The organism is Chitinophaga sp. 10T418, from assembly GCF_056394125.1.
Genome location: NZ_JBFTHG010000004.1, coordinates 16,894 through 29,329 on the forward strand (window position 1 = coordinate 16,894; position 12,436 = coordinate 29,329).

8 protein-coding genes are annotated in these 12,436 nt (G+C 44.1%); 1 reads left to right on the forward strand and 7 read right to left on the reverse strand.

Going from position 1 to position 12,436, the window contains the following annotated elements; all coding sequences use genetic code 11:
• Positions 1 to 78 precede the first annotated feature (78 nt).
• The 7 genes from atpH to AC1DCV_RS12230 form a co-directional block, all read right to left on the reverse strand.
• Complete coding sequence (gene atpH / locus AC1DCV_RS12200; protein ID WP_477023435.1) at positions 79 to 639, reverse strand: ATP synthase F1 subunit delta; 561 nt, start codon at positions 637 to 639, stop codon at positions 79 to 81.
• Positions 640 to 701: 62 nt separating this feature from the next.
• On the reverse strand, positions 702 to 1,196 hold the full coding sequence (gene atpF / locus AC1DCV_RS12205; RefSeq protein ID WP_477023436.1) for a F0F1 ATP synthase subunit B: 495 nt from the start codon (positions 1,194 to 1,196) through the stop codon (positions 702 to 704).
• A 107-nt stretch (positions 1,197 to 1,303) separates the two neighbouring features.
• Positions 1,304 to 1,561 (reverse strand): ATP synthase F0 subunit C, encoded by a 258-nt coding sequence (atpE, locus tag AC1DCV_RS12210; RefSeq protein ID WP_089758700.1) that lies wholly within the window; start codon positions 1,559 to 1,561, stop codon positions 1,304 to 1,306.
• Between the two features lie 112 nt (positions 1,562 to 1,673).
• Positions 1,674 to 2,804, reverse strand: a complete 1,131-nt coding sequence (gene atpB, locus AC1DCV_RS12215; RefSeq protein ID WP_477023941.1) for a F0F1 ATP synthase subunit A — start codon at positions 2,802 to 2,804, stop codon at positions 1,674 to 1,676.
• 494 nt (positions 2,805 to 3,298) lie between these two features.
• Complete coding sequence (locus AC1DCV_RS12220; RefSeq protein ID WP_477023437.1) at positions 3,299 to 7,063, reverse strand: DUF3857 domain-containing protein; 3,765 nt, start codon at positions 7,061 to 7,063, stop codon at positions 3,299 to 3,301.
• A gap of 75 nt (positions 7,064 to 7,138) precedes the next feature.
• On the reverse strand, positions 7,139 to 8,899 hold the full coding sequence (locus AC1DCV_RS12225) for an ABC transporter ATP-binding protein (RefSeq protein WP_477023438.1): 1,761 nt from the start codon (positions 8,897 to 8,899) through the stop codon (positions 7,139 to 7,141).
• Between the two features lie 164 nt (positions 8,900 to 9,063).
• Positions 9,064 to 11,262 carry a hypothetical protein gene (locus AC1DCV_RS12230; RefSeq protein WP_477023439.1) on the reverse strand — a complete coding sequence of 733 codons (2,199 nt, stop codon included), beginning with the start codon at positions 11,260 to 11,262 and terminating at the stop codon, positions 9,064 to 9,066.
• A 380-nt stretch (positions 11,263 to 11,642) separates the two neighbouring features.
• On the opposite strand from AC1DCV_RS12230, the gene AC1DCV_RS12235 reads away from it, so the two are divergent.
• A complete protein-coding gene (locus AC1DCV_RS12235) occupies positions 11,643 to 12,326 on the forward strand; it encodes a response regulator transcription factor (RefSeq protein WP_079471020.1) in 684 nt (227 codons plus the stop codon).
• Positions 12,327 to 12,436: the final 110 nt, after the last annotated feature.

Consider the following 12,436-nt stretch of genomic DNA (forward strand, 5'->3'; position numbering starts at 1 on the left):
TGATTTTAAAAAAAAGTCGTTAGAGAAATTTAGTATAACGACAACAGCTTTGCGTGTACGCAGCGGCTGCTGTATAGATTAACGTAAATCAGATACGTAAATATTCTTGTTAAACTGTTGTTTAATGTCTTTCAGATCACGCAGTATAGACGCATCAAACAGTTGATCATTTGCTTCCAGTACAAAACCACCGATCAGGTCTGCATTTACAGCAGTTTCCAGTTGGATCTGTTGGGTTGTTTCGCTGGCGATTTTCTGTTTAATCACATCCAGTGTGGCATTATCGATAGCAACAGCAGTGGTGATTTTAACCGGGCTGATATTTTTCAACACCATGTACTGGCGTGAAAACTCAGTGGTCATTTCCGCCAGTGCACTTTCACGGCCTTTGGTCACCAGCAGGTTCACAAAGGAAAGTGTAGTAGCACCGATCCGGCCGTCCAATATGGCAGCTAATATCTTTTGCTTTTTATCTGCCTTAATGATCGGGCTTTTAAGCAAACTCACCACATCGGGGTTGCTTTTCATCACCTGTTGTAAAAACAGCATGTCAGTATGCACCGCTTCCAGCTGGTTCAGTTCCTGCGCCAGATCTATCAATGATTTTGCATACCGGGATGCTAAACGGGGATTCTGCATATAGCTTTTAGCTTTTAGCTTTCAGCCTTTAGCTTTAATGCCAAAGGTTAAAAGTTAATCTCTTAATTTAATTTGATTTCTCCTGCCAGTTGTTTCACGTAACCTTCCTGTGCTGTTTTATCAGCCAGTTCTMTTCTCAGCACTTTCTCTGCTACTTCAATCACAAGATTACCTACCTGGTTTTTCACATCCGTTAACGCAGCCATTTTCTGGTTTTCGATAGCGGTATAAGCTTCGCTGATGATCTTCTTGGCTTCTGCCTGCGCCTGAGTTTTGGCTTCGCTGATGATCAAATCTTTCGCGTCTTTCGCTTCTTTCAGGATCTTACTTCTTTCAGCTTTAGCTTCCGCCAGCACATGTTCATGTTCTGCTTTCATCTGCGCCATTTCTTCCTTCACCCTTTCTGCTGTAGTAATAGCGTCAGTGATGGAATCTTCCCTTTCTCTTAAAGTAGCGAGGATCGGAGTCCAGGCAAATTTCTTCAGGATCAGGAAAACGATGATGAAAATGAAAAATGAAATAAGAAACAAGCCTAACGCGGGTTGCAACAGATCCATATAATTAGAATTTTATTATGTTGTTATGTTTGATACTTACTGATTTCAAATTGGCAAAGATTACTGCATCCTTTGCCCTGTGCGCCGGATGCAGTAAAGAGTTCGGCTTACATAACTACCGCCAACAGACCAGCGATTACACCGAAGAGGGCAACACCCTCAACCAGCGCAGCAGCCAGGATCATGTTTGCACGGATGTCGTTAGCAGCTTCTGGTTGACGAGCGATAGACTCCAGAGCGCTCTTACCGATGTTACCAACGCCGATACCAGCCGCGATAGCCGCGATACCAGCACCAACAGCACCACCAGCCTTAGCCAGACCAGATGCAGCAGCAGCCTGCAATAAAATAGACAAAAGTGCCATAATGAATATGTATTTGATTTATAAAAAACGTTATTTCTAAAGTTGAAAACTGTTCACATTTAGCTGTTGGCCTCTAATCGCAAACTAAGAGCTAAAAGCTAACGGCTAAAAGCTAGTGGTGTGCTTCATCATGTGCACCTTCCATCGCCTGACCTATAAATACAGCTGTCAGGTTGGCAAAAATGAATGCCTGGATAAATGCTACCAGCAATTCCAGCATCATCATTACAATGTTGAACAATACAGTAACAGGCAGGAAGCTGTAACCAGCGATCTTGTTTAAGGATCCAAATATAAACACCAGACAGATGATACTCAGAATGATAATGTGGCCCGCCAGGATATTGGCAAACAACCGGATAATCAGTGATATCGGCTTAGTGAATATACCAATCAGCTCTACCGGTACCAGGATGATCTTTACACCCAAAGGTACTGGAGGATTAAAGATATGACCCCAGAAATGCTTGTTGGTGCTGATCAGGATAGCCACAAAGCTGATAATACCCAGTGCCGCTGTCACCGCCAGATTCCCCGTTACGTTGGCAGAACCAGGTAACAGACCCAACAGGTTGTTAATGAGGATGAAAAAGAATATAGTCAGAATAAAAGGAGTAAACTTCGCAGCGCTTTTGCCAGGAATATTAGGCTTCACCACCTCGTCACGCATAAATACAATTACTGGCTCCATCAAACTCTGGAAACCTTTAGGCGCTTTCTTGGAACCACGCACTTTATATGCCTTGGCCACATTCAGCATGAGCACTATCAGCAATACCGCTGCAATGATCATGGATGTGATATTTTTGGTGATAGAAAGATCGTAAATCTTTTCTCCGGTTGGATTATCGCTGCCATCTACTGCAATGATCTCATCCGTAGGATACTTCGCAGCATCCAGTCCTTTTTCCGCACGGTAATGAGGCGTCACTAAACGGTATCCGTCATGTGCTTCATGCCCGTGATGGAACGCAGAAGAAGTAAATACGGAAGTTCCACGTACCGGATTGTAAATGATCACAGGCAACGGAACCGTTACATGCGTTTCACCAAGTTCGAACAGATGCCAGTCATGGGCATCCTTTACGTGGCCGAAAATCGTTTCCTTGATATCTACTTTCTTAGGTGCAGTCTCCTCTCCCGATTGTTCTGTCCCAGGTTCTTCAGCAGAAATTGCTGGTTTCTCTGGATGACTGCCCTCGGCAAAGGAAAAATTACTAAAACTGTGAAGGCCTAGAACCATCACAAGTGCTACCATTCTATGTTTGAACCAATTGAAAGAAATCACCGTTTTCTGAAATTTTGCGCAAAGATACTCGTTTTTATCTTCAAAATTAAGCGACTACGAAAAAAAAGAACGATATATTCTAATTATATTGATAATCAAATCCTTGGAGTTAAAAAAATATAGCTTTTTATCATAAAAAAGACCGCTGAAATCAGCAGCCCCGAAAAGTATTTCATATTAATATTTTCATAATTCATTGACCGGTTATTACAGATCTCACCCACTGAACGCCGCCCGGTACATCCTCCCGCTAAATCATCCCTCCTGCTCATCTATTGAAAATAAAACATATCTAAAAAAACAAAAGGGCAAACCCATGATTCACTTCCCGTAACCATGGCAAGTTGGTTACTTCGAAGCAAACTGCATAGGCAATTGCCCTTTTGTCCTTTTACGGGAGACATATTCCTTTAGTCGCCTAAGTTGACCAATTACAGCGCAGAGCTCCACTACTTAAACGAAACATACTTCTGCTCCGCTTTAATAATTCCATTGAAAAATGTTTCCAGCTGCTTGAAGTCTGCAGGCCCCACCACTTTATTGCAGTTCGTTTTAAAATGCCTGTTGATCACCAGTTTATCGTCCGACTCCTTTTTGAATGCCAGCACATAACTCATATCTTCCAGCTGCAGACTGGCACTACTCGGCACCTGCTCGAACTGTTTACCTGCCGGCAAACGGATACGGATTTCTGTGCTATAATCATCTGTATTCTCATAATTACCATACAGGAAAGGGTGCTGACGCGCCTCCGGCGTGAAAATATCAGCCGTAGCCACTATATCCATAAACGCCGGCTTGATCATACTGAAATCACCTACATTGATCACATCATTTTTTACCGTAAAACTGGATTGCATCCATACCGTATCTTCCAGGTTATCCAGGTTGCGGAAAGAAAAACTATCCAGTACAATCTGGTTCTTAAACATCCCGCTGATACCACGCTGTACCGCATCCCTGGTCTCTTCCCGGGTTTTATGCTGATAAGAATGCCGGATCTGGGAAGCCAGTTCACCACTGTAAGCGCAATAGGAATTAATCCGCTGATCACTGCCGCTAAGATCTATATCCAGCTGACGGCGAATGGACTTAGGTGCAAAGTTACCTGCCGACAATACACTTATCTTCTCACCGGTCTTGTAATTATACGGGATGTTCAATATCTGCGCACCAGCCAGAGAAGATGACAGCGAATTAAACGGCAACGCATTATCCGTCAGCTCCAGGTAGCTGTATTGATTACCGGTTTTATACCGTACAATACAATGGTTAAAGTCCATGGAAGGCAGCTGCATATTATGTTGACCATAGTCCTGCGTGCTAACCAGTATCAGGTTAGCTTCCAATCCTGCCTTACGCGCAAACGCCAGGAACAGGGTAGATAAATCCTTGCAGTCGCCCAACCGGGTGACCAATGTTTTTCCTGCACGTTGCGGCACATAAGCACCCTGCCGGAATGACACAGAACTGTAGGCTATATTCTTTTCTATGTATTCGTAAATCTTCCTCGCTTTGGTAACATCATCCAGCTTTTCAACACCGGCAGGAAAGATCTCTTTCCATGCTTCATTGATCTCAAAATCTTCCTTGGATTGTACCCGGGTAATATCGCTGTACCACTCGCCTATGACGTCCCAGTCTTTCACAGTAGACAGATGCAGCACCTTACCCACATCGTTGATACTGGGCATATAAGATTCACTGCGCAGGGCCGGTATATTTTCTTCTCTCCAGCTATACATCTTAAACTGTTCATGCTGACTGATCTTAGGCTTTACCGCGCCTCCGTTTACATATTCATAATACAGAGGAATACTATCCGATATCAATACGTTATAACTGGAAATATGCGTAGGCACATAAGCAGAAAAATACACCTTATCCCAATACTCTCTGCCTAAACGTCCACGTCCGAAGCTGTTGATTTTATAGTTGAAATAAATCACATCCCCCTCATCCAGCTTGGTAAACACGATTTCATTTTCATTGGTTTCTGCAGGTATTTTGGAGCCGTTGGCTTTGATCACTTCTGCTTTCACAATCATCACATCCTGGTAAACAGTGTTGTAGGGAATCGAGATTTCCTTCCACCGGGAAATACCTTTTTTATTGTTGATGATCATGGCCGTATTGATGGTCTGCTCTCCGGCGCCCTCCGGGTAAAGGATGACATTCTTTTCATCAAAAATATACGCATAGGACTGTGCCGAATCACGTGGCCCCTTCAATGCTTTTTCTATCTCCTTGTAGTAATCCAATACCGGGAAATATTTATCCATAGGTGGTTTCTGCTCCAGGGTACGCAGTTTTTCGCGGTAACCAAATCCACCCGCGTACAACGTCAACGCCTGTTTGAAATAATATATCGCGGAATCATTTTGTTTTTTCTGAAGAAAACAATTCGCCATATCGCCCAGCGGTACGTGACTATAAGGGCTTATCTGATGCGCAATACGCAGGTAATGCAGGGCGGAATCATATTCCTGCCGGGTATAATAAAATTTGATCAGTTTATTATAGGCTTTGACCTCATACTCCGTCAGATTTTTTATTCGTTGCATCACCTGCACTGCTGCGGCCGTTTTACCCTGATTAAGATATTCATCTATCAGTGCATCCTGCATAGAATAAAGCGACCTTTTGTCGCAGAATTTTTCCAGCACAGCGAGTGCTTTGGCCGGATCGTTATTCACTTTGCCTTCATACAGGTACATGCTTTGTGCAATGTCTGACGAATACGGATATTTTTCATACGCTATCTTCAGCAGCTGCACCACGCTATCGATTTTCTCCTGCGCCACCAGCAGCTGCAGCTTTTTAAAAGTGGTAAAGCGATGCTCGCCCCTCATGGCGATCATCCGCTCCAGCACTTCCATAGCCTCCGTATAATTTTTCTCTTCTTCCAGTTTATTTACTTTGCCGGCTAAAATCCAGTAATTATCCGGTGCCAGCGTCTTAACCGTTTCCATTTTCTCCGCAATCTCCGTACGGTCATTTTCGCTGGATAGACAGTCTATGTAACAACTCTGCAGCAGCATGTCTTTAGGATAATTTTTCTGTAACTGATGCATCACTGCTTTGGCCTTATCCCATTCCTCATTGCGTACATACACTCTGCTCAGCAATATCGCGATGGCCGGATCCGCAGGATGTAACGCCAATTCTTTCTTGAAATATTCCTCCGCGAAATGCACAATAGGTACCACTTCTGTTTTGGACAAATCCGGCTGATATGTTTCCGGCTGCGTTTTAGACGTAATCCCGGTCACCGGATTATATTGCCCATCTRTTAACCGGAGCATAAAGTGGGGAGAAGAATTACTTTCTGTATAGCCAAGCTGCAGCAGCACACGGTTATAGCCCTTGTTCAGGTGTACTTTGGTTTTCCACCAGTCCAGCTCTGTAACCTGTTCTTCCGGCTGACTGATCATCAGCTTATCATTTACCCACAACTTCATGGTACCATTGCCAGCCAGGCAAAGCAGTGCATCCAGATCAGTGTCCGACTTCACAAAGGTTTGCAGGTAGCCTATTGCACTTCCCGCCGCGAGGGCAGAGCCGACAAAGTTCCAGCCTTCGCGGGTGGTATAAAGCGGCACAAACCAATTTACCGGCGCGTTATTACTGGAAATAAAATTTCTTCCTGCAGGCTGTTTTGCCGGTCCATAGTCCTTATCAAAACCGCTGCCCATAATATTATCAAACGGTCCTACATAAGCCCATTCTTCCAGGGCTCCCATCTGCGGGTATAATGTTTTGGCCAGATCATTCTGGTTGCTGGCCATCAGGTGGTAGGCTTTAAAGTAGCGGGCAGCGGCACGCAGGGAGCCATTAAAGTTCACCGAATCTGCAATGATGCGGTCCAGGTTTTCCAGCTGTGTTCCCTGTTTCGCACTATAGTCCCCCAGGAGCGCCCCGTTAAACCAAAGGGCATACACGTAAGGCGCCGGGTTAGTAAAGCCCGTAAGGGGGTTAAAATACGTACGGGGGAAGTCGTCTGCATAATCAGTAGCAGTTTGGATAAACACCAGTGTGCTGATAGCGCTGTTTTTCTGAGCGCCACCGGATTTGATCACTTTTTGCAGATAAGTGATCGCCGTTTTCAAGTCATTTTTGTGAATGGCCTCCCAGGCCTTTTCGTAATCGCCTGCAAACAATGAAGCAGGGCATAACAGTAACAGGATAAGAATAGTGTTAACAACTCTTTTCATCAGGTATAAGGATTTTAACTGCAATAAAAGTACAAATAAATTGCAGCCGTTATATCCTACTTACGATGTACGGGCTTATACTTTACTGACGTTAAACTGCATGCTATGGAGTTTGTAGTAGAATCCTTCGAGTTTCAGCAGTTCTTCGTGGGTACCCATTTCTTTGATCTCCCCCTTATCAAGTACGATGATTTTGTCTGCTTTGCTGATGGTAGATAAGCGGTGAGCGATGATGATGGCGGTACGATCGGCGATGAGTTTGTCAATCGCCTGCTGTATCATCATTTCGGATTCTGTGTCTACGGAAGATGTGGCTTCGTCGAGCACCAGGATGGCCGGGTCATACAATAAGGCCCGTACAAAGGAAATCAGCTGCCGCTGCCCGAGCGACAGGGTACTGCCCCGCTCCATCACCTGGTAATTGTATCCTCCGGGCAGCTGCATAATGAAATCATGGATGCCGATAAGGCGGGAAGCTTCTTCCACCTGTGCGCTGCTGATATTACTGTTATGCAGGGTAATATTATCGAAAATAGATCCGGCAAACAGGAAGACATCCTGTAATACCACGCCTATCTTGCTTCGCAGGGATTCCAGGGAATATGCCGGCAAATCAATATTGTCTATTTTAATACTTCCCTTCTGTATTTCGTATAGCCGGTTCAGGATGCTGATGATGGTGGTTTTACCGGAACCGGTATGTCCCACAATCGCGACCGTATCTCCCGGGTTAGCATGGAAGCTGATGTTTTTCAGCACATAACGGTCATCTACATACGCAAAACTTACATTATCAAAAGTAATAGCGCCTTTCATGTTCTCCGCTGTCTGATGGCCTCTATCGGGGATATAGTCCTGGTTATCCAGCACTTTAAAAACGCGCTCACTCGCTACCATACCCATTTGCAGCGTATTGAATTTATCTGCCAGCATACGCAGCGGGCGAAACAACATATTCAGGTACATGATAAAAGCAATCATCACACCTTGGGTCACTTCGTAATTCAGTACCTTATTAGCTCCCCACCACACCATCAGGCCCAGGGAAATTGCCAGGATAATTTCCACTACCGGAAAAAATACAGAATAAGCAAAAATGGCGTCAATATTGGCTTTCCGGTGTTCTTTGTTGATATGTTTGAACCGGGCAAACTCCCTTTTCTCAGCGGTAAATGCCTGTACCACCACCATACCGGTGAGGTGCTCCTGCACAAAGGCATTGAGGGCAGACACGGCATTACGTACCCGGTAAAAGGATTTATTCACGCTTTCTTTAAAAATATAAGTCGCGAAAATCAATATCGGGAAGGGCGACAGGCTGATCAGGGTCAGGCGCCAGTCTTCCATAAACATCACCACCAGTATCGCTATGATCATCAGCAGATCCGCCACAATAGAGATGATACCTTCTGAAAAAACGTCATTAATCGCTTCAATATCATTGATGGTACGTGTAGTCAGGGTACCGATAGGTGTTTTATCAAAAAAGGCCAGGTTCAGGTGTACAATCTTTTTATATACCGTTACCCGCAAATCTTTTACCACCGACTGCCCCAGCCAGTTGGTCAGATAGGAGAAGAAGAAACGCACGATGGTTTCCAGCACCAGCAACCCTACCTGCACCACCGTTACCAGCAGAAGCATCTGCATCAGCTGGTTGGCAATGTATTTATCTACAGTTACCTGGATCAGGTAAGGGCGTAAGGGGGATATAGCGGCCAGTATAACCGTTAATATCATGGAGATGTAAAAGGAGCGTTTGTAAGGGGCCGCGAATGAGAATATGCGCCGTAATAAACTAAAATCTAATACTTTCTTAACCGCAAGATTTTCCAATGTGCCAGGTTTAAACTACACAACAAACCTACGATAAATAGCAGAAAGGATAAAGCAGAAAGCAAAAAGCGATGGGAGCGAATGCCTGTAGCGGGTATTAACCTTCGCTTATCATTATTCGCTCCCATCGCTTTTTGCTTTCTGCTTTATCCTTTCTGCTTAAATTATTTCTTTTCGTCCTTCATAATCTGTTTGTAAGCCTTGATGAAAATGGCTCCCAGGTTTTTGTGAGGAGGTACATAATCGCTGAACAGGTCCTTGTTACGGGCATCCGTTGAAAATCTTCTGGTTAGCTGTGACCACATGATCACCCAGTCTACGTTTTTGCCGGCACGTACCTGATCTTCCAGTGTATGGATGATGGGTTCATTTACAAAACGGGTACCTACCTGTTTAGACGAAATGATATGTGCTTCGGGTGATTTTTCCAATACAGTAGCCAGGTTATGATAACCACCGCAGGAACCCAGCAGTACAATTTTTGCGGAGCTTTGCAGGTTTTCCAGTGTGGTATTGATATGATAACTGTGACCACGGTGAATAAAGATCGTCGGATGAATATCGTTTTCGTCCAGGAAATCAGACAGCTTGGAAATAGCTTCCTTATCTGCTGGTTCATCTGTTGGCAGGTTGGCAAAAATCGTGGTAGCCTTACCTTTTGTGGAGGTAATGGTAGCCCAGTATTTATTCTTGCTGATTCTCCATTCGGCAGCCGGGAAGTTAGTCATGAAGCTGGCGAAAGACTCCTGTCCGTCTTTATCTCCATAGAAAAACACCTGTTGATAAATTCTGCCACTGTCACTTTCCAGTGCAGCGGAAGAAACAAAGTTGATCGGAGGCAGCTGTAACTTGCTGGCCATATCTGTTGCCTTGGATGAATCGTTTTCATCTTTCGACTCTGTTTCAAACAAGCTACTGAGCAATTGGTAAATAACAGTACCTCGTTTATCATCATGCTTTTTCACATATACCAGGTTCTTTTTCACTTCTACCCGCAGGAATTCCAGCAGTTTTTCATCACGGATACTTCCAAAGGAATTAGCCACGTCCACTGCATCTTCCAGGTCCTCGGTTTTTTCCAGGTTCTGCACGTATTTCTGCATGAGGTAGTTGGAATTTTCCGGCGCCATAGATTTCAGGAAGTTGTCCAGCGTATTGAAACCGGCGGCCATGGCGATAAATTTCTTGAAGCGGTCAAAATTAACCATCATCAGTAAGCTATCACCGCGGGGAGGCTTCATACGGATCATCATCTGATCGTATAAACCAGCGTTGTTGTGGTTGGTATAGCTGGAAGTATACAGTTCTTCCTGACCGTTGATGATCAGGTAATACAGTTCTTCCGGTGTAAAGTTTTTAACACTGGCAAAACGAACGGGAGCTGGTTCTTCATGCAGATCGTTCACATCGCGGATATACAGCAGTGATTTCGCCTGCATATTTTCCATCATGGCTTTCAGCCCGAATGGATTTTGTCCTTCGTTTTTCAGTTTCTGCAGTGCAATGGTCGATTTCACCATTTGCTTGTAGTACTGATAGTCGTTATCCACGATGGTTTCCAGCTTGTCTACTGTGGTAGTACCAGCCAGGAGCTCATCTATGAAAGGCAATATTTTAGTGCTCTGAGGTGACTGCCCTATGCGCACAATGGTTTGTACAATAGGATCCTGATTACGCTTGATCACGGTAGCCATGGGCGTAAAGGAAGTAGCGTAGGTAAGCACCTGGTTAGGGTATTTACGCGCTACGGCGGCAATGATAGAGTCTGTTCCCGGATAGTTCAGATAATCCCCCAGTTTGGGCATTACCGTTTCCAGGTTATTGAAAGCGTATTTGGTAAATACGGTTCCCCTGGCTTCTTTGTAGCCGGGGTTATCCTGGAATAATTCTATCATTCTTTCGGATGCTTCGTAAGACAGGTGCTGAATATACGGCAGGATGCTCTGTCCTTTGATATCGGCGTGCATCATATTGCGGAATGCCTGTACCATAGCCGGGGCTTCTTCAGCATCGATGTTACGGTGAGAGCGCTTTTGATTAAAGTCTTTCAACATCACGTATATGCCAGAGAGGTATTTTACCTTCAGCCGGTGATCCAGCGCATCATTATCTTCTATTTCCTGCTGCATGTTGTCCACTTCTTTGAGAAGGGCGTTGGTTACCTGCAGGTTAATAGTTTGATCTTCTGATACCTTTACCAGGTCATCCGCTTTGCCGTCGAATTTTGCGGCGGCAGCCTGTTCTTTGTCGATGTTATCATGAAATCCCTGTCTGCTGATTGGAATTGGATGATGGCTGTTTTGTGCCTGTAGCCAGCTGACTGCAAACACCGTCAGCGATAATATTAATAGAAATCTTCTCATACTAAAGTGATCTTTTCCCGAGGACCAGATAGCAAATTTACAACCAAAATACAGAGTTTGCCAGTGTTATGCTGCTATCTTTTGTTTTTAAAGCCAAAATATATATAAATAATTCAATCTATAACTCCAACTGTCATTTCATGGTGGCGGCTGACACTATTTGACAGTGGGAAAAGTGAAAATGTCCGGGCAGGGTAACAATCACACATGTATGAATGTTGAATATTTATCATATCGGAGTGATATTGTTATTTGGCGTACCTTGCCTTTGGTCGCGGAAAACCAAGCTGATATTGAATTAACAATTTCATAATGTTAATTTTCCATTAATCACGGGGATGGCTTTATAATTTTGTCCCGTCTTTTTAAAAGCAAAATTTATGATAGACCAAGCGGTTGCAGGAAAAATTCTGGTAGTAGATGACGAGTTGGATATTCTGGAAATTATCAGTTACAATCTAAAAACAGCGGGTTACGATACCGTAACCGCAAAAGACGGCAGCGAGGCTATCCAGAAAGCTAAAATATTCAGACCGGATCTGATTATGCTGGATATCATGATGCCGAACAAGAACGGCATCGATACCTGCCGCGAAATCAGGAAAATCCCTGAATTCAAAGACACCATGGTATTATTTTTAACCGCCCTGAATGATGAGAAGTCTGAAGTAGACGGACTGAACATGGGTGCGGACGATTACATTGCCAAGCCCATCAAACCCAAATTACTGGTGAGCAGGATCAATGCGCTGTTCCGTCGTTTACACAAACCGGAAGAAACACGTGTTACCCTGGGCGATCTGATCATTGACCGTGAAAAGTTCACGGTGACTTACAAAGGGCAGGAAATTATCCTTGCCAAGAAAGAATTTGAGTTATTGCAGCTACTGGCATCTAAACCAGGTCGTGTATTCCTGCGTAATGAAATTCTGAACCAGGTATGGGGCACAGAAGTGATTGTTGGTGACCGCACCATCGATGTACATATCCGCAAAATACGCCAGAAAATAGGCATTGATTTGATTACTACTGTAAAAGGAGTAGGATACAAGTTTGAGATGTAGTAAGAGTAGCTATTAGCGAGTTAGCCTTCAGCTATTAGTTATTAGCTACTGTTTTGAGTTTTTAGCGCAAAACCGGTAGCGCGCCCGTATTCATTTTTAGTCTTCCTTAA

What these genes read in the sequence shown, in the direction of transcription:
- atpB (WP_477023941.1), bottom strand. Translation starts at nt 2,804, where the DNA reads ATGGTTCTAGGCCTTCACAGTTTTAGTAATTTTTCCTTTGCCGAGGGC.
- atpE (WP_089758700.1), bottom strand. Translation starts at nt 1,561, where the DNA reads ATGGCACTTTTGTCTATTTTATTGCAGGCTGCTGCTGCATCTGGTCTG.
- atpH (WP_477023435.1), bottom strand. Translation starts at nt 639, where the DNA reads ATGCAGAATCCCCGTTTAGCATCCCGGTATGCAAAATCATTGATAGAT.
- AC1DCV_RS12230 (WP_477023439.1), bottom strand. Translation starts at nt 11,262, where the DNA reads ATGAGAAGATTTCTATTAATATTATCGCTGACGGTGTTTGCAGTCAGC.
- AC1DCV_RS12235 (WP_079471020.1), top strand. Translation starts at nt 11,643, where the DNA reads ATGATAGACCAAGCGGTTGCAGGAAAAATTCTGGTAGTAGATGACGAG.